16 protein-coding genes and 1 pseudogene are annotated in these 17,279 nt (G+C 62.4%); 10 read left to right on the forward strand and 7 right to left on the reverse strand.

Features of this window, described 5'->3' with window-relative positions; genetic code table 11:
- The first annotated feature begins 398 nt into the window (after positions 1-398).
- Genes sdhC through AC3WOG_RS08280 form a run of 5 tightly spaced genes read left to right on the forward strand, consistent with a single transcriptional unit; the run spans position 399 to position 3,968 of the window.
- Positions 399-815 carry a succinate dehydrogenase, cytochrome b556 subunit gene (gene sdhC, locus AC3WOG_RS08260; protein ID WP_492579739.1) on the forward strand — a complete coding sequence of 139 codons (417 nt, stop codon included), beginning with the start codon at positions 399-401 and terminating at the stop codon, positions 813-815.
- A 2-nt stretch (positions 816-817) separates the two neighbouring features.
- On the forward strand, positions 818-1,186 hold the full coding sequence (gene sdhD, locus AC3WOG_RS08265; protein ID WP_492577520.1) for a succinate dehydrogenase, hydrophobic membrane anchor protein: 369 nt from the start codon (positions 818-820) through the stop codon (positions 1,184-1,186).
- A gap of 3 nt (positions 1,187-1,189) precedes the next feature.
- Complete coding sequence (sdhA, locus tag AC3WOG_RS08270) at positions 1,190-2,965, forward strand: succinate dehydrogenase flavoprotein subunit (protein WP_492577521.1); 1,776 nt, start codon at positions 1,190-1,192, stop codon at positions 2,963-2,965.
- Positions 2,966-2,989: 24 nt separating this feature from the next.
- On the forward strand, positions 2,990-3,694 hold the full coding sequence (locus tag AC3WOG_RS08275; RefSeq protein ID WP_492577522.1) for a succinate dehydrogenase iron-sulfur subunit: 705 nt from the start codon (positions 2,990-2,992) through the stop codon (positions 3,692-3,694).
- Between the two features lies 1 nt (position 3,695).
- On the forward strand, positions 3,696-3,968 hold the full coding sequence (locus AC3WOG_RS08280; RefSeq protein ID WP_492577523.1) for a succinate dehydrogenase assembly factor 2: 273 nt from the start codon (positions 3,696-3,698) through the stop codon (positions 3,966-3,968).
- A gap of 127 nt (positions 3,969-4,095) precedes the next feature.
- On the opposite strand, the gene AC3WOG_RS08285 is transcribed toward AC3WOG_RS08280, so the two are convergent.
- The 7 genes and pseudogenes from AC3WOG_RS08285 to AC3WOG_RS08315 form a co-directional block, all read right to left on the reverse strand.
- A complete protein-coding gene (locus AC3WOG_RS08285; RefSeq protein ID WP_492577524.1) occupies positions 4,096-5,793 on the reverse strand; it encodes an NAD-dependent malic enzyme in 1,698 nt (565 codons plus the stop codon).
- Between the two features lie 86 nt (positions 5,794-5,879).
- Positions 5,880-7,286, reverse strand: a complete 1,407-nt coding sequence (fumC, locus tag AC3WOG_RS08290; protein WP_492577525.1) for a class II fumarate hydratase — start codon at positions 7,284-7,286, stop codon at positions 5,880-5,882.
- Positions 7,287-7,597: 311 nt separating this feature from the next.
- Positions 7,598-8,587 carry a cytochrome d ubiquinol oxidase subunit II gene (locus tag AC3WOG_RS08295; RefSeq protein WP_492577526.1) on the reverse strand — a complete coding sequence of 330 codons (990 nt, stop codon included), beginning with the start codon at positions 8,585-8,587 and terminating at the stop codon, positions 7,598-7,600.
- 30 nt (positions 8,588-8,617) lie between these two features.
- Positions 8,618-10,030: a cytochrome ubiquinol oxidase subunit I gene (locus AC3WOG_RS08300; RefSeq protein WP_492577527.1), complete on the reverse strand. Its 1,413-nt coding sequence runs from the start codon at positions 10,028-10,030 to the stop codon at positions 8,618-8,620.
- The gene (locus tag AC3WOG_RS08305) at positions 10,023-12,368 is read right to left on the reverse strand and encodes an FdhF/YdeP family oxidoreductase (RefSeq protein WP_492577528.1); all 2,346 of its coding nucleotides are present in this window, start codon (positions 12,366-12,368) and stop codon (positions 10,023-10,025) included. The genes AC3WOG_RS08300 and AC3WOG_RS08305 overlap by 8 nt, the downstream gene beginning before the upstream one ends.
- A gap of 74 nt (positions 12,369-12,442) precedes the next feature.
- A complete protein-coding gene (locus AC3WOG_RS08310) occupies positions 12,443-12,643 on the reverse strand; it encodes a hypothetical protein (RefSeq protein ID WP_492577529.1) in 201 nt (66 codons plus the stop codon).
- Positions 12,644-12,673: 30 nt separating this feature from the next.
- Positions 12,674-12,829: pseudogene (locus AC3WOG_RS08315) on the reverse strand (class II fumarate hydratase); the annotation flags it as partial.
- Between the two features lie 415 nt (positions 12,830-13,244).
- On the opposite strand from AC3WOG_RS08315, the gene AC3WOG_RS08320 reads away from it, so the two are divergent.
- The 5 genes from AC3WOG_RS08320 (at position 13,245) to AC3WOG_RS08340 (ending at position 17,262) form a co-directional block, all read left to right on the forward strand.
- Positions 13,245-13,880, forward strand: coding sequence for a hydrolase (locus AC3WOG_RS08320; protein ID WP_492577530.1), 636 nt, complete (start codon positions 13,245-13,247; stop codon positions 13,878-13,880).
- 100 nt (positions 13,881-13,980) lie between these two features.
- Entirely contained in the window at positions 13,981-15,858 is a 1,878-nt protein-coding gene (locus AC3WOG_RS08325) for an amidohydrolase (RefSeq protein WP_492577531.1), read from the forward strand.
- Between the two features lie 13 nt (positions 15,859-15,871).
- The gene (locus AC3WOG_RS08330) at positions 15,872-16,279 is read left to right on the forward strand and encodes a DoxX family protein (protein WP_492577532.1); all 408 of its coding nucleotides are present in this window, start codon (positions 15,872-15,874) and stop codon (positions 16,277-16,279) included.
- Positions 16,280-16,300: 21 nt separating this feature from the next.
- A complete protein-coding gene (locus AC3WOG_RS08335) occupies positions 16,301-16,534 on the forward strand; it encodes a DUF1427 family protein (RefSeq protein WP_492577533.1) in 234 nt (77 codons plus the stop codon).
- A complete protein-coding gene (locus AC3WOG_RS08340; protein WP_492577534.1) occupies positions 16,519-17,262 on the forward strand; it encodes a YoaK family protein in 744 nt (247 codons plus the stop codon). Before AC3WOG_RS08335 ends, AC3WOG_RS08340 begins: the two co-directional genes overlap by 16 nt.
- Positions 17,263-17,279: the final 17 nt, after the last annotated feature.

Below are 17,279 nucleotides of genomic sequence, written 5' to 3' on the forward strand. Positions count from 1 at the left end.
ATGCTAGTTGGCAGGGCGAAGGACGGCTATTACATGAATCTGGAATCAGCGCAGCGAGGCTAGTGCCGCTCGACGCTAGTCGAGCAACGAGGACAGGCACCTGGACGTGCCCCGGATTACATAAACATGCAATGTCTCGACCGAGCACAACGTTATATGTTGTTTGTGTGGACGCTTGATCAAAGCGCCGGAATGGCTGGCGCGAAAAGCGCGCATCTCCGCGACGTCTCGATGCACAACTGCGATTTGACGCCGCGCATCGCGAACTGCGCATTGGGACGAACGAGGCGCGTTGTCGTGCTCGTTGCTTCGCGATTAGCAACGCTTAACGTGATGTTGAGGATCAGTTGATGTTTCAGCGAACCTTAACCACCGATGCATTAGAGAAGGAGTCAGGCATGGCTGAAATCTTAACGAAGCCCAGGCGGGAATTCAAAAATATCGGATTGGGGCAGATTTTGTTCGTGTATCGCCTGCCTCTTGCGGGGCGCACATCGATCTTGCATCGTGTCAGCGGTGTGTTGCTGTTTGTCTTTTTGCCGTTCCTGCTGTACCTCTTCGAGCAGAGCCTTACCTCTGAAACGAGCTTCGGGGGTTTCAAGGCGTTCCTTTCCAACCTCATCGTCAAGATCATCGCGCTCGTGCTCGCATGGGCTTTCCTCCACCACTTCTGCGCGGGCATCCGCTTCCTCGTGATGGATACGAATCACAAGGCGGTGACGAAGCAAAGCGGCAGAAGTACAGCGATGGTCGTTCTTGTCGTGTCGCTCATCCTCACGATCGCTTTCGCGCTCAAACTATTCGGAGCGTTCTAAAAATGGCAGAAAGTAATCATATCGGCCCGAAGCGTCTCGTCGTCGGCGCACATTACGGTTCGCGCGACTGGCTTGCGCAACGGGTGAGCGCCACCATCATGGCGGTTTACACGATCATTCTGCTTGTCTGGTTCTTCGGCGCGCGCGATTTCTCCTATCAAGGCTGGGCGTCGATCTTCTCCACGCCGTGGATGAAGCTCGTGACATTCGTCGCGTTAGTTTCGCTCTTCTATCACGCGTGGGTTGGCGTACGCGACATCTGGATGGACTATGTGAAGCCCGTTGGCGTGCGTCTTTTTCTCGAAGCGCTGACGATCGTCTGGCTGCTCGCGTGTGCGGGCTACGCTGCGCAGATTCTCTGGAGAGTGTAAAGCATGGTTGCAATCAAGAATTCTCTGCCGCGTCGCCGCTTTGACGTGGTCATCGTCGGCGCCGGCGGATCGGGGCTGCGTGCTTCGCTCCAACTTGCACGCGCTGGTCTTTCGGTGTGCGTGCTCTCGAAGGTGTTCCCCACGCGCTCGCATACGGTGGCTGCCCAGGGCGGTATCGGCGCGTCGCTCGGCAACATGAGCGAGGACAACTGGCACTATCACTTTTACGACACCATCAAGGGCTCGGACTGGCTCGGCGATCAGGACGCGATCGAGTTCATGTGCCGTGAAGCACCGAACGCCGTCTATGAACTGGAACACATGGGCATGCCGTTCGACCGCAATGCGGACGGCACGATCTATCAGCGTCCGTTCGGCGGCCATACCGCGAACTACGGTGAAAAACCGGTGCAACGCGCATGCGCGGCAGCTGACCGTACCGGCCACGCGCTGCTGCATACGCTGTATCAGCAGAACGTTGCAGCAAAGACGCAGTTCTTCGTGGAATGGATGGCGCTGGACCTGATCCGCGACGCCGACGGCGACGTGCTCGGCGTGACCGCGCTCGAAATGGAGACGGGTGACGTCTACCTTCTCGAAGGCAAGTGCACATTGTTTGCAACGGGTGGGGCAGGACGTATTTTCGCCGCTACGACTAACGCGTTCATCAACACGGGCGACGGCCTCGGCATGGCAGCGCGTGCCGGATTCGCGTTGCAAGACATGGAATTCTGGCAATTCCACCCGACGGGTGTGGCCGGCGCGGGCGTGCTGATTACCGAAGGCGTGCGCGGCGAAGGCGGCGTCTTGCGCAACGCGGACGGCGATCGCTTCATGGAGCGCTATGCGCCGACGCTGAAGGACCTCGCGCCGCGCGACTTCGTCTCGCGTTCGATGGGCCAGGAGATCAATGAAGGCCGCGGCGTGGGCCCAAACAAGGACCACATTCTGCTGGACCTGTCGCACATCGGCGCCGAGACGATCATGAAGCGTCTGCCGTCGATCCGCGAGATCGCGATAAGGTTTGCGAATGTCGATCCCATCAAGGAACCGATCCCGGTCGTGCCGACCATCCACTATCAGATGGGCGGCATCCCCACGAACATGCACGGCCAGGTTGTCGGTACGGCGAGGGGCCACGAAGAGCCGGTCAACGGCTTCTACGCAGTAGGCGAATGCTCGTGCGTGTCGGTGCACGGCGCAAACCGTCTCGGCACGAACTCGCTGCTCGACCTGGTGGTGTTCGGCCGCGCGGCCGGCAACCACATCATCAGGCACGTGAAGGATATCAAGGAGCACAAGCCACTGCCGGCCGACGCTGCCGATTTCGCGCTGTCGCGTCTGGACAAGCTGGACAAGTCCTCGTCGGGCGAATACACGCAAGCGATGGCGGGCGACATCCGTTCGACGATGCAAAAGCATGCGGGCGTATTCCGTACTCAAAAATTGATGGACGAAGGCGTCAGGATGCTGGCGCAACTGAAGGAGCGCGCAGGACACGTTCACCTGAAGGACAAGTCGAAGGTGTTCAACACCGCGCGCGTCGAAGCGTTGGAACTGGCGAACATGATCGAAGTAGCGCGCGCCACGATGGTTTCGGCCTCAGCGCGAAAGGAAAGCCGCGGCGCTCATGCACCGGGCGACTACAAGGAACGGGACGATAAAAACTGGCTGCGCCACACGCTGTGGTTTAGCGTTGGCGACCGCCTCGACTACAAGCCGGTGCATATGAAGCCGCTGACCGTCGACCCGGTTCCGCCGAAAGCGCGGACGTTCTAAGGCACAAGTCAAAGGAGTTCAGAAATGGCAAAGCGTACATTTGAAATCTACCGCTACGACCCGGATAAGGATGCAGCGCCGCGCATGCAAACGTATGAGATCGACATCGACTCGCACGAGCGCATGCTGCTCGACGCGATCGTCAAGCTGAAGTCGGTCGACGAAACCTTTGCGTTCCGCCGCTCGTGCCGCGAAGGCGTGTGCGGCTCGGACGCGATGAACATCAACGGCAAGAACGGTCTGGCTTGTCTGACGAACCTGAACGATCTGCCGCAGAAGATCGTGCTTCGTCCTTTGCCGGGCCTGCCTGTGATCCGCGACCTGATCGTCGACATGACGCACTTTTTCAACCAGTACCACTCGATCAAGCCGTATCTCATCAACGATACGCCGCCACCTGAGAAGGAACGGCTGCAGTCGCCCGAAGAGCGTGACGAGCTCGACGGGGTGTACGAGTGCATTCTGTGTGCGAGTTGCTCGACGTCGTGTCCGAGCTTCTGGTGGAATCCGGACAAGTTCGTCGGGCCGGCTGGGCTCTTGCAGGCCTATCGTTTCATCGCGGACAGCCGCGATCAGGCGACGGGCGAGCGGCTCGACAACCTGGAAGACCCGTACCGTCTCTTCCGTTGCCATACGATCATGAACTGCGTCGATGTGTGCCCGAAAGGGCTCAATCCGACGAAGGCGATCGGCAAGATCAAGGAACTCATGGTCCGCCGGAGGGTTTGACATGAACGAGATCTCACATCAGTCCGATCCACTGCGCCGCGCTCGCCTGCGCTGGCGGGTGCGGCGCGGCTTACTGGAAAACGACCTCATTTTTGAGCGCTTTTTCAACCGTTACGAGGACAGCCTCAGCGATGACGACGTAGCAGCACTGACGTGCTTGCTCGATTTGAGCGATAACGACCTGCTGGACTTGCTTCTCGCGCGCAAGGAACCGGGGGGCGATTTGGCCCGGCGGGAAGTTGTTCGCCTGGTGGGCGTGTTACGTAGTGTTTGAACGGCATACGCGGCTTTCCAACGCGTGATCGTGGCTCTTTCCAGGTTTGGACTGAGTGGCGGACGTTCGTGTTCGTTCGCAGTACTTGGACCCGCGCGACATCCGATGTGCCGCGCGGGCCCGGTTTTCAGCCGCGCTTCCTATAAGGCCGATAGTGCGGCTCCCAGACGCGCGCCGCGATGCGAGCGTCGAGGGTGGCCTCATCGCAGGGCTGCGCGACGCCGTCGGCCTGCGCCTGACGGGCGACGGCCTTCGCGACGGCCATCGCGACCTTGCGCAGGTCGGTAACAGGCGGGAGGAGCAGCCCTTCCTTGTCCGTGACCGTGGGCGACATGGCGGCCACGGTCTTTCCGGCGACCATGAACATCGCATCGGTGATCCGGCACGCGCCGGCGGCGAGGACGCCTAGCCCAATGCCTGGAAAGACATAGGAATTGTTGGTCTGATTGACCTTCCGTGTGCGGCCGTTCCAGTGAAGCGGCGGGAAGGGACTTCCCGTGCCGATGAGCGCGCGCCCCTCGCTCCAGGCCATGAGCTGCTCCGGTGTCGCTTCGCTGCGCGAGGTCGGATTGGACAGCGGGAAGATGACCGGCCGCTCGACTTCACGCGCCATGGTGCGAACGACAGACTCGGTGAATGCGCCGGCCTGCCCCGAAACCCCGATCAGTACCGTCGGATGGGCATTGGAGACCACATCGAGCAGGCCGATCGCGTTCGGTGCCTCCCGTTTCCAGCCGGCGACCGCCGCCGGTTTTTGGAGCAATGGCTGCTGCGCCGGCGTGATGTCCGGCATGCCCTCGACGAGCAGCCCGTTGCGGTCGACAAGGAAGAAGTGGCGGCGTGCCTCGGCCTCGTCGGCGCCGGCATCGATCATCGCCTGGAGCAGCAGGGAGGCGATGCCGCATCCTGCCGATCCGGCGCCGAGCACGGCGATGCGCTGTGCCGTTAGCGGCACGCCGGTGACATTGACGGCGGCGAGAAGCGAGCTGGCCGCGATGGCGGCGGTGCCCTGGATATCGTCGTTGAAGGTGCACAGCCTGTCGCGATAGCGCTCGAGGAGACGGGCGGCGTTCGAACCGGCGAAATCCTCCCAATGAAGCAGCACGTCGGGCCAGCGCTCCGACACGGCCGCGACGAACTCTTCGATGAAGGCATCGTAGTCGTCGCCGCGTATGCGCTCGTGCCGCCAGCCGACATAGAGCGGGTCGTCAAGGCGTTCCCGGTTGTTCGTCCCGACATCGAGCAGGACCGGCAGCGTCTCGTCCGGATGGATCCCGGCGCAGGCCGTATAGAGCGACAGTTTGCCGATCGAGATGCCCATGCCGCCGGCGCCCTGATCACCGAGCCCCAGGATTCGCTCCCCATCGCTGACAACGACGATGCGCACCCGATCGAAGCGCGCGTCCGAGAGAATCTCGCGAATCCGGTGCATGTTCGGGTAGCTAATGAAGACGCCGCGCGGCTTGTGCCAGATTTCGCTGAAGCGCTGGCAGCCTTCGCCAACGGTCGGCGTATAGACCAGTGGCAGCGTCTCTTCGAGATTGCTGACGACAAGCGCGTAGAACAGCGTCTCGTCGCTGTCCTGCAGCTCGCGCAGGAATGCGTAGCGCTCGAAGTCGGTCTCGAAGGCGCGCAGCACCTTCAGCCGGCGCTCGACTTGCTCTTCGAGCGTGCCGACATGCGGCGGCAGCAATCCGTGCAGGCCAAACGCACAGCGTTCCTCATCGGTGAAAGCCGTGCCCTTGTTGAGCATCGGGTTGTTGATCAGGTCGAATCCTGTCAGGTCGGTTTCGATCGGTGCAACGAGATCACGTGATTCGCTCATCGGTTACTCCTTGATAGCCGCTTCCAGGCCAGCCGATGGCGACCGCGGCCGGCCGTCGCCATCGAATCTGCGATGGATTCAAAGGATCAGACCACGGTTGCTACGTAGGGCTTGACCATCTTCGCCGGGTCGACCACGCGGTCGAATTCCGCCTCACTGACAAAGCCAAGAGAGAGGGCCGCCTCCTTCAGCGTCAGATCCTGCTCCATCGCGTGGTGGGCGATCGTCGACGCGTTGTCGTAGCCGATGACCGGCGCGAGCGCCGTGACCAGCATCAGTGAGCGCTCGACGTATTCGGCGATCTTCTTGCGGTTCGGCTGCGTGCCTTCTACGAGGAACTTGCGGAAGTTGGTGCAGCCGTCGGTCAGCAGGGTCACCGACTGGGTGATATTCGCGATCATCAGCGGCTTATAGACATTCATCTCCAGATAGCCGCCGGCGCCGCCGAAGCCAACGGCCACGTCGTTCGCCATGACCTGGACCGCCAGCATCGTCAACGCCTCGGCCTGGGTCGGGTTCACCTTGCCGGGCATGATCGATGAGCCTGGCTCGTTCTCCGGGATCAGGAGCTCGGCGAAGCCGGCGCGCGGGCCGCAGGCCAGCAGCCGGACGTCGTTGCCGATCTTGTAGAGCGAGGCGGCAAGCGTCCGGAGCGTGCCCGAGAGCTGGATGAGCGCGTCGTGCGCACCCTGCACCGTGAACTTGTTGGGCGCGCTCACGAACGGCAAGCCGGTAAGCTTCGCGATCTCGACCGTGGCCGCCTCTGCAAACCCTGGGGCGGCGTTGATGCCGGTGCCGACTGCCGTGCCGCCGAGCGCCAGGCGATAGACGCTCTTCAGCGCGTCGTCGAAATGCTCCAGACCCTCTGCGAGCATGCCGGCATAGCCCGACCATTCTTGGCCCAAGGTCAGCGGTGTCGCATCCTGCATGTGGGTGCGGCCGATCTTGACGATGTCCTGCCATTCGGCGGCCTTGGCCGCGATCGCGTCGTGAAGCGCCATGACGGCCGGGATCAGCCGCTGCTTCACGCCGACCGCCGCCGCGATATACATCGCCGATGGAAAGCTGTCATTCGACGATTGCGACATGTTGACGTGATCGTTCGGATGGACCGGTGCCTTGCTGCCGACGGCGGTGCCGGCGAGCTGGCAGCAGCGATTCGAGATCACCTCGTTCATGTTCATGTTGAACTGTGTGCCGCTGCCGGTCATCCAGACGTGGAGCGGGAACATGTCGTGATGCAGCCCGGCCAGGATCTCGTCGCACACCTGAACGATGAGCCCGTGGATCCTGGCGTCGAGCCGCCCGCCCGCGTGGTTCGCGCTGGCCGCGGCTTTCTTCAGCGTAGCGTAGGCCGCGATCATCTCGCGCGGCATGAGGTCCCGGCCGATGCTGAAATGCGCGAGGGACCGCTGGGTCTGGGCGCCCCAGAGCTTGTCTGCGGGGACACGCATTTCGCCGAGGCTGTCGGTTTCGATGCGGACTTCGGTCATGTCGACCCTCTTGAATTTGGCGCGGTCGGTAGCCGGCGGCGCGCCGGACCTTGCCGCCGAACACACGGTAGCTGATCGCCCGCGTGAGCGAGCATCGCCGGGAATATGAACAGACTTTCGCCGCGGAACATGAAGGCGCCTCTATTAGAGGTCGCCGCGCGTTGAAAGACAGATCAAGCGTCCACACAAACAACATATAACGTTGTGCTCAGCCGAGACATTGCATACTCATGTAAGCAGCGACCGCCGTTTTCTACTCAGAGCCGACATGACGGCTCCATCAATGATGTGATGTGCAATGGCGGCGCGGATCAATCGCCCGCATGTACTTCGCCGACCACCTTGCCGCGAAAGATGTAGTACTGGTATAGGTTGTAGCCGATCATCACTGGAAAGATCAGACCGATACCGGCGAGCATGAACGCGAGCGTCCGCGAATCGGAAGCGGCTTCGACGATGCCCAGCTTGCCGGGCACGAAGTCCGGGAACAGGCTCACCGCGAGACCGACGAACGACACGATGAAGAGGGCCACCGCGCCGCGGAACGGACCGTGCGCCGCGCCAAGATAGAGCGACGTCATGATGAAGGCGAACGTAAGCGCTGCTGCGAGGCCGAGCGCGATCAGCACATGCATGACGCCCGGTTGCGTCCAGCGGTCGAGGCCGACGCCACTGAAGAACCAGGTCGCAGCCGTCAGCAGCACTGCGGCGGCAACCGTCAGCATCGCGCTCAGCAACGCCATGCGCCGCGCCCATTGCTCGATCATGCCGACAGTCTTTTTCACCAGATACGTCGCGCCCAGCAACGCATAGCCCGCGACGACGCCGATCGCTGCCACGACGATGAACGCCTTGTTCAACTCGCCCGGCACGAGACCCGTGATGATCTTTCCGAGCACGACGCCTTGCGCGAGCGCCGCGATCAGGCTGCCGATGCCGAACACCTTGTCCCACAGCGGACCGTGCTCGACGCTATGACGGAATTCGATCGTGGCACCGCGCATGATGAGCCCGGCGATCAGCGCCATGACGGGCAGATAGAGGTCCTGCATCAGCTGTGCGTACGCGATGGGAAACGCACCGAACAGTCCGCCGCCGAGCACGACCAGCCATGTTTCGTTGGCGTCCCATACATGCCCGATCGACTGGACCATGACGTCGCGATCCGTGCGCTGCGGGCGCAGCAGACTGAGAATGCCGACGCCGAGATCGAAGCCGTCGGTGACAACGTAGAACACCAGCATCAGGCCGAGCAGGCCGAACCAGATATGGGCCAGCAGCGCATGGGTAGAGCTATCCATGAGGCAACCTCGTGAGCTGGGTACGCGGCATCAGTAGCCGGAAATGGGGGGCGTGGCCGTCGTGGCGGAAGCGCCGCGCGCGGTGACGTTGGCGGTGAGCACGCTGGTCAGATCGGGGCCTTTGCGCAGCCAGCGGCGCGCGAGGACGAAGAACGTGACGAGCAGCACGACATAGAACGCGAAGAACATCGCCATGCTGAGCGAGACCGACGTCGCGGCCACGCTCGATACCGCCTGATTCGTGCGCAGCAGTCCATAGATCACCCACGGCTGACGTCCGACTTCGCGGACGATCCAGCCCGCCTCGACGGCGACATAAGGCAGGGGTATGCACAGCACCCAGGCAAGCAACAGCTTGCGTTGCGCAAGCAACGCATCGAGGCTGCCGCGCGTCTTGCGCAGCGCGTACGCCGTCCAGAACGCGAGCAACATGAAAGCGAAGCCGATCCCCGCCATCACGCGAAAGGCATAGTAGAGCAGCGGAATCATCGGCGGCTGGTCTTCGGGCCTGAAGTCGGTGAGACCCTTTACGTGGCCGTGCAGCGAGTGCGTGCCGAGGACGCTCAGCATGCCGGGAATTTCCAGCGACCAGTCGTTGCGCTGCGCCTTCTGATCTGGCCATGCGAGCAGCGACCACGATGCGCCCGTACCCGGCGGGTTGGTGTGCCAGTGGCCTTCGATTGCCGCGCCCTTGGCGGGCTGCGTTGCGAACACGCTCACGCCGCTCGAATCGCCGAGCCAGATCTGCAGCGGCGCAACAAAGACGAGCACGGTGAGCGCGATCTTGAACGAACGCGCGAAGAACTCGGGCTGGCGCTTGCGAAAGAGGTTCCATGCCGAGATGCCCGCGATCACGAACATGCCTGTTTCGATTGCCGCGACCCACATGTGCGACACGCCCCACACCATGTCGGGATTGAAGATCGCGGCGACATAGTCGGTCACCTCGATCTTGCCGTTGACGACGGCATAGCCCGCCGGCGTCTGCATCCACGAATTGGCGACCATGATCCAGAACGCCGAGATGCTCGAACCGAGCGCGACCATCGCTGTCGCAAACAGATGGACGCCGCGCGGCACGCGTCCCCAGCCGAGCAGCATGACACCGACGAACCCCGCTTCGAGCATGAAGGCCATCGCGCCTTCGAAGCCGAGAATATTGCCGATGAACTGGCCGCTGTACTGCGAGAAGCCCGCCCAGTTGGTGCCGAACTGAAACTCCATCGGAATGCCGCTGACCACGCCGACTGCGAAGTTCAGCGCCAGCAGCTTGCTCCAGAAACGCGCGTGCCGGTAGTACATCACGTCGCCTGTCTTGATCCACAGCGCCTCGATCAGCACGAGGAACGCGGAGAGGCTGATCGTCAGGATCGGCCAGAGGATGTGAAAGACAGCCGTCATCGCGAACTGCGCGCGCGACAGGTCGAGAACATGATCAGGCATGGTGGGGCTCCTCGCGTAGCAGGGCGACTGCACGCGTCGCGGAATCCGGGCCCACGACGGGGGCACGCACTACTTTCACGGGCACGGATTTGTATGACGGCGTGCGGCTTTGCGGGTCGAACGCGTAGAGCGGCACGAGAGGATTCACTTCAGGGTAATACGCGCCGCAACAGCCGTCGGGCAGCGAATACTCGACCACCTTGAAGCTGCGGATGATGCGCTCGATGCCATCCGTCGAAAGCGCGACGATATCGACGCGCTCGCCCGGATGCAGTCCGCGCTGTTCCAGTTCGCGCCGGTTCATGAACACGACATCGCGTTGTCCGAACACGCCGCGATAGCGGTCCGAGTGCGAATAGAGCGTGGTGTTGTACTGATCGTGGCTGCGCATCGTCGTGAGCCAGAGCGCTTCGGGGTCGTTGTGCCAGGGGTTTTCGTCGAGCCCTTTGAAGACGAGGAAATTGGCGCGGCCCGTTGGCGTGGCCCACACGCGTTCGCGCGCCGTCGATGCGAGATGAAAGCCACCCGGCACGCGGATGCGCTCGTTGTACGCCTGGAAGATGGGGAACACGATTTCGATCGCATCGCGGATACGGTCGTAGTTCGCGACCATGTGTTCCCAGTGCACGCGGGAGTTTTTGCCGAGCGTCGCGTGCGCGATGCCCGCGACGATGGCCGGTTCGCTCAGCAGATGCGGCGAAGCGGGTTCGTTGCGGCCTGCGGACGCGTGCACCATCGACATCGAATCTTCGACGGTGATCGATTGCGGACCATCCGCTTGAAGGTCGATCTCCGTGCGGCCGAGGCATGGCAGGATCAGCGCATCCTTGCCGTGCACGAGATGGCTGCGGTTGAGTTTCGTCGCAATGTGCACTGTCAGGTCGAGCTTGCGGATGGCCTCCTGCACACGGACCCAGTCGGGAATCGCCGCCGCGAAATTGCCACCGAGCGCGATGAAAATCTTTGCGTCGCCACGCATCATCGCGTCGATCGTCGCAATCACATCGTGGCCGTGGTCTTCCGGCGCACGGAACCCGAAGGCGCGCTCGATACCTTCAATCAGCTGCGCCGACGGCTTTTCCGTGATGCCGACCGTGCGGTTGCCCTGCACGTTCGAATGTCCGCGCACGGGACAAATGCCGGCGCCCGGTCGTCCGACGTTGCCGCGCAGCAGCGCGAGGTTCGCGATCTGCTGCACGTTCTCCGTGCCGCGATGATGCTGCGTGATGCCCATCCCGTAGACGAGGATCGCGTTCTTCGCCTGCATGTAGATCTGTGCCGCGCTCTCGATGTCGGCGCGCGAGAGACCCGAGTGCCGCTCGATGGCGTCCCACGATGCCGCGCGCAGGTCGTCCAGCAGCGCTTCGATGCCGTGCGTGTGGCCCTGAATGAATTCAATGTCGAGGATGCGTGGCAAGTCGGCGGCAAGCGCGGCGTCGTCGGCTTCGACGATGGCCTTCATCATCCCCTTGAGCACTGCGACGTCGCCGCCGACACGTACCTGGTAAAGGAAGGTGCTGATGGGGGTATAGCCGAGCGTCGCCATTTCGAGCGGATTCTGCGGCGAAGCGAACCGTTCCAGCGCGCGTTCGCGAAACGGATTGAACGACACGATCTTCGCGCCGCGCCGCGACGCCGAATGAAGGTCGCTCATCATCCGCGGACTATTGGTGCCGGGGTTTTGTCCGAAGATGAAGATCGCGTCGGCGTGCTCGAAGTCTTCGAGCAGGACCGTGCCTTTGCCGACGCCGATCGATTGCGGCAGGCCGACGCTCGTTGCTTCGTGGCACATGTTCGAGCAGTCGGGAAAATTGTTGCTGCCGAATTCGCGGACAAAGAGTTGATAGAGGAACGCGGCTTCGTTCGACGCGCGGCCCGACGTGTAGAAATCGGCCTGATCGGGATGATCGAGCGCATTCAGGTGGCGGCCCACGAGCGTGAACGCATCTTCCCAGCTGATGGGTAGATAGCGATCTGAGGCGCGGTCATAGGCCATCGGATGCGTGAGGCGTCCGACCATTTCGAGGTCGTAGTCGTCCCATGCGGTGAGTTCGGACACGCTGTGCGCGGCGAAGAACGCCGGCGGGCAGCGGTTCGCCGTCGCTTCCCACGCGACTGCCTTTGCGCCGTTCTCGCAGAACTCGAACGACGACGTGTGCTTCGGGTCGGGCCACGCGCAGCCAGGACAGTCGAAGCCTTCCGGCTGATTCATATGCAATAGCGTTTTCGCGCCGGAGACGGCGATGCCTTGAAGCGCGAGCGCTTCACCGGTTGCCTTGAGCGCGCCCCAACCGCCTGCAGGGTCGCTGTAGACGCGGATTAATTTCTTTTTGCCCATGTCTGTTTTCCTGTGCCAGTTCAAAAAGAGCCGGGGGTCTTTACTCTCTCGGCGGACTGCATTCGACGGCCAATCTAATTCACGTCGACGCGTGTCCGCTCCATCCCGACGGGCTTGCGGAGCTCGTATGTCTGGAATAGCTGCGAACACAAGGCTGCCAGTGCAGCCAGATTCACGGCCTGATGTGGATACTCAACCTCGCCGGCGTTGAGTACGTCGTCCAGTACTGGAGCAAGACGACGCAGTTGCCGGAAAGTAGTCGCGTCGAGTTTCATCTCGGCATACTCCTGTGATCAGTCCGTGCAGATCAAAGCCTGTGCATGGATGAATTCGGGCGGTTGCGTTTCGCCAGAGATTCGAAAATTCTGCAGGGAGCGCTGTGCCTGGGTTCTCCACAAGCGCTCGTTCGGTACGGCGATCTTCCCGAACGTGTCACGCTCCATTCTCGTGCTTTCAATCATCGTGCCCTCCATGTCGTCACCTCATCAGACGATGGTCGCTCGGGTCCGATGGCAATCGGTCTACAGATCACAGCTCGCCATCGACGGTCAGGCGAATGGCCGGCCGCAGCATGCCAAAGAGACGCTTCGATCTTAGTTGGTGGGGAGCAGCGACGGCTATTACATGAATCTGGAATCAGCCCGGCGAGGCTATTGGCGCTCGACACTTGTTGAGCAACGAAGCCAGGCACCTGGACGTGCCCCGGATTACATAAATATGCAATGTCTCGGCCGAGCACAACGTTATATGTTGTTTCCGTGGACGCTTGCCTCACCGATGCAACGTCGACTGAACTCATCCACTAACCGGACGCTGACACGGTTGCCTTCGTGCAACCGTGCGGGTCCCTCGCATTTTCGCAAAATGGAGCTACTCATGGCCTATGAACTGTTGACACCCGATACATGCGCGCTCGCGCTTATCGACCATCAGCCGCAGATGTTCTTCGGCACGCACTCGCATGAGCGCACGACCATCCTGCACAACGTCCAGATCCTCGCGAAGAGCGCGAAGCTCTTCAAGGTGCCGACCGTTCTGACGACGGTCGCCGCCGACTCTTTTAGCGGCCGTCTGCTGCCGGAAGTGCAGTCGGTGTTTCCGGAGACGAAGCCGATCGATCGCACGTCGATGAACTCATGGGAAGACAAGGGCTTTCGCGACGCGATCAAGGCGACGGGTCGCAAGAAGATCGTGATCGCGGGCCTGTGGACGGAAGTGTGCGTCGCATTCCCGACCGTGCAGATGCTGGCCGAAGGCTTCGAGATCTACGTGCCGACGGACGCCTGCGGCGATATCACCGAAGAAGCCCATGAGCGTGCCGTGCAGCGCGTCGTCCAGGCGGGCGCCGTGCCGATGACGTCGGTGCAGTTCATGTGCGAACTGCAACGCGACTGGGCACGTGGCGAAACGTACGACGGCGCCATGGAGATCCTCAAGGCGCACACCGCGTATGGCATCGGCGTGCGCTATGCGAAGCAGATTCTCGGCGAGCACGCGAGCGAGGCGGGCTGATCGGGGCTGATCACCCCACCCATTGCCTGCCATGCGTCACGCGCGACGCTGCTGTCGTCGCGTGTGACACGCGCCTGACCAAACACCACGGAGAGCAACGATGACCGCACCCATTCAGCCCGCCCCCATTGCGGACCTGGTGATCTATAACGGCAAGATTGCGACTCAGGACGACAAGCGTTCGTTCGTGACGGCGCTCGCCATCGCGAAAGGTGAGATCGTCGCGAGCGGCAACGATCACGACATGATGCAATGGGCGAACGAGTCCACGCAACGCATCGATTTGAAGGGACGCACGGTCGTTCCCGGTCTCAACGATTCGCATCTTCACGTCATTCGCGGCGGTTTGAATTTCAATCTCGAACTGCGCTGGGATGGTGTGCCGTCGCTGCGCGATGCACTCGAGATGTTGCGCGCGCAGGTTGCGCGCACGCCTGCGCCGCAATGGGTGCGCGTCGTCGGCGGTTGGAACGAATTCCAGTTCGCGGAGAAGCGAGGGCCGACGCTTGAAGAGATCAACGCGATCGCACCGGATACGCCTGTCTTTATCCTGCATCTCTACGACAGCGCACTGCTCAACGCTGCGGCGCTGCGCGCTGTCGGCTATGGCCGCGATACGCCAAATCCGCCGGGCGGCGAAATCCAGCGCGATCGGCGCGGCAATCCGACGGGCATGCTGATCGCGCGTCCGAATGCGGGCCTGCTGTACGCGACGCTTGCTAAAGGACCGAAGCTTCCGTTCGACGACCAGCTGAATTCGTCGCGCCAGTTCATGCGCGAACTGAACCGCCTGGGCGTGACGAGCGCTATCGATGCGGGCGGCGGCTATCAGTCGTATCCCGACGACTACGCGGTCATCATGGAACTCGCGAAGCGCAACGAACTGACGGTGCGTATCGCCTACAACCTGTTCACGCAGAACGCGAAGAAGGAAATCGAGGACTTCGCAAAGTGGGTCAAGCTCACAAAGCCCGGCGACGGCGACGACTTTCTGAAAATGAACGGCGCAGGCGAAATGCTCGTGTTCTCCGCCGCGGACTTCGAAGATTTTCTGGAGCCGCGTCCCGACCTGCCGGGCGCAATGGAAAGCGAGCTCGAAGCTGTCGTGCGACTGCTCGTGCAAAACCGCTGGCCGTTCAGGCTGCATGCAACTTATGACGAGTCGATTGAGCGCTTTCTCAACGTGTTCGAGCGCGTCAATCAGGACACGCCGTTCGACGGCCTGCGCTGGTTCTTCGACCACTGCGAAACCATCTCCGCGCGCAATATCGAGCGCATTGCCGCGCTGGGCGGCGGCATCGCCGTCCAGCACCGGATGGCGTATCAGGGCGAATACTTTATCGCCCGCTATGGCGCCGAAGCCGTCGCGCACACGCCGCCTGTGCGACAGATGCTCGCGGCGGGGCTGCCCGTCGGCGCGGGGACGGACGCGACGCGCGTCGCGAGCTTCAATCCGTTCGTTTCATTGTATTGGCTCGTTTCGGGACGCACAGTGGGCGGCACGCCGATGTACGCCGCGCAGGACCGGCTGGATCGCATGGAGGCGTTGCGCCGCTATACGGTCGGCAGTGCATGGTTCTCGAACGACGAGACGAAGAAGGGCGCGCTCGTGCCCGGCCAGCTCGCCGATTTCGCGGTGCTCTCGGACGACTATTTCGCGATCGACGAAGACGACATCAAGCATCTGACCTCGGTGCTGACGGTGGTCAACGGCCGTGTCGTCTACGCTGCCGACGAGTTCGAAACGTTCGACCCGCCCGCGCTGCCCGTCAGCCCGACGTGGTCGCCCGTCGCGGAGTACGGCGGCTATGCGCGCTATCGTCCCACGGCGTCGCTGCAGCAGTCGTGCAACGACGCGTGCGTGAACCTGTGTGGCGTGCATCGTCATGCGCATGCGTGGGCATGGCGCAGCAACGTGCCCGCCAGCGACGCGAACACGTTCTGGGGCGCGCTCGGTTGCAGCTGCTTCGCGTTCTAGGCGCAAGCAGGCAATGAACCGATTTTCCACCACCGACGTCGCGCTGCTGTTCCTGCGCGTCACAGCGAGCGTGCTCGTGCTGCTCGTGCATGGACTCCCGAAGACGATCCACTACGTGAGCCAGCTCGACGCGATCGAAGACCCGCTGCATTTCGGCAAGACGCTGACGCTGGGCTTTGCGATCTTCGCGGAGGTCGTGTGTCCGCTACTGATGATCGCGGGCATCGCGACGCGGTTTGCCGCGCTGCCGATCATGCTGGTCAGCGCGATCGCGCTTGGTCTCGTGCATCGCGAATGGACGCTGGGCCAGGGGCAATTCGCGTGGATGCTGCTGATCATGTTCGGAACGATCGCGATTGGCGGCGCGGGACGCTACCGGATTGCGCTGCGGCCGCATGCGTCCGGGCAACGGCAAGCCTGAGCGGCGCATGAGGAGTGAGCCATGTCATATCTGATTTCATTGGGTGCGGGTCTCGTGGTCGGCCTGTTGTATTACCTCGTGCGCGTGCAATCGCCCGCGCCGCCGCTGATCGCGCTCGCGGGGCTGCTCGGCATTGTCATCGGCGAGCATGCGATTCCGTTCGTGCAGGCGCAGATACGTACGCCTGATGCGCAAACGCAGAACGCGCCGCCCGTCGCCAGCAGCAAGCCGACGCCGTCATGCAGCGAGGATTAGTCGGCGCGGATGTGCAGCTCGCGGCGCAGCTCGATCACGTGCCCGGCGAGGATACGTGGCTGGCTTTGATAGCGAGCTATGTCGATACGCTCGGCTTCGTCGCGCTGTTCGGTCTCTTCACTGCACACGTGACGGGTAACTTCATTCTGATCGGCTCGGTGTTCGCGGGCGCGGGGCACGGTCTGCTGATCAAGTGGCTCGCGTTTCCCGCGTTTGTCGCGGGAATCGTGTTCGCCCGCGTGCTCGACAACAGCCTGCTTCGTCGCGGCCATGGCGTGCGAGCGTTCGCGCTGTATGTGCTGCAGGCGGCGTTGCTGGCCGCGTTCATGGCTGCCGGTGTATTGGCTACGCCCGTCACCAATGCCGACGCGCCGATGACCATCGCCTGCGGCATGCTCGGCGCAGCGGCGATGGGCGTTCAGAACGCGCATGGGCGTCTGACGGCGCGCTCGGTCGTCGCGAACACGGTGATGACGGGCAACGTCACGCAGGCCGCAATCGACGCATTCGATCTGCTGCTTTCATCCGGCGACCAGGAGGCGAGGCACGCGGCGCGCAGCCGGTTGTTGCGCACGCTGCCGGCCGTCGCCGGTTTCGCGATAGGCGCGAGCGCGGGCGCGGCGGGCTATCTGCTCGCGTCGTTCTGGGCGCTGCTGTTGCCGCTCGCCACGTTATGCATGCTCGCGGTGCTGTCGAGAAAGACGGGCGCGCCGCAAACGGGAATCTGATTGCGCCGCGCGAGGCG

Source organism: Paraburkholderia sp. FW306-02-B (assembly GCF_058782725.1).

Excerpts from the sequence above, each read along its gene's own strand:
- sdhC (WP_492579739.1), top strand. The coding sequence starts at position 399 with ATGGCTGAAATCTTAACGAAGCCCAGGCGGGAATTCAAAAATATCGGA.
- sdhD (WP_492577520.1), top strand. The coding sequence starts at position 818 with ATGGCAGAAAGTAATCATATCGGCCCGAAGCGTCTCGTCGTCGGCGCA.
- sdhA (WP_492577521.1), top strand. The coding sequence starts at position 1,190 with ATGGTTGCAATCAAGAATTCTCTGCCGCGTCGCCGCTTTGACGTGGTC.
- AC3WOG_RS08275 (WP_492577522.1), top strand. The coding sequence starts at position 2,990 with ATGGCAAAGCGTACATTTGAAATCTACCGCTACGACCCGGATAAGGAT.
- AC3WOG_RS08280 (WP_492577523.1), top strand. The coding sequence starts at position 3,696 with ATGAACGAGATCTCACATCAGTCCGATCCACTGCGCCGCGCTCGCCTG.
- AC3WOG_RS08285 (WP_492577524.1), bottom strand. The coding sequence starts at position 5,793 with ATGAGCGAATCACGTGATCTCGTTGCACCGATCGAAACCGACCTGACA.
- fumC (WP_492577525.1), bottom strand. The coding sequence starts at position 7,286 with ATGACCGAAGTCCGCATCGAAACCGACAGCCTCGGCGAAATGCGTGTC.
- AC3WOG_RS08295 (WP_492577526.1), bottom strand. The coding sequence starts at position 8,587 with ATGGATAGCTCTACCCATGCGCTGCTGGCCCATATCTGGTTCGGCCTG.
- AC3WOG_RS08300 (WP_492577527.1), bottom strand. The coding sequence starts at position 10,030 with ATGCCTGATCATGTTCTCGACCTGTCGCGCGCGCAGTTCGCGATGACG.
- AC3WOG_RS08305 (WP_492577528.1), bottom strand. The coding sequence starts at position 12,368 with ATGGGCAAAAAGAAATTAATCCGCGTCTACAGCGACCCTGCAGGCGGT.
- AC3WOG_RS08310 (WP_492577529.1), bottom strand. The coding sequence starts at position 12,643 with ATGAAACTCGACGCGACTACTTTCCGGCAACTGCGTCGTCTTGCTCCA.
- AC3WOG_RS08320 (WP_492577530.1), top strand. The coding sequence starts at position 13,245 with ATGGCCTATGAACTGTTGACACCCGATACATGCGCGCTCGCGCTTATC.
- AC3WOG_RS08325 (WP_492577531.1), top strand. The coding sequence starts at position 13,981 with ATGACCGCACCCATTCAGCCCGCCCCCATTGCGGACCTGGTGATCTAT.
- AC3WOG_RS08330 (WP_492577532.1), top strand. The coding sequence starts at position 15,872 with ATGAACCGATTTTCCACCACCGACGTCGCGCTGCTGTTCCTGCGCGTC.
- AC3WOG_RS08335 (WP_492577533.1), top strand. The coding sequence starts at position 16,301 with ATGTCATATCTGATTTCATTGGGTGCGGGTCTCGTGGTCGGCCTGTTG.
- AC3WOG_RS08340 (WP_492577534.1), top strand. The coding sequence starts at position 16,519 with ATGCAGCGAGGATTAGTCGGCGCGGATGTGCAGCTCGCGGCGCAGCTC.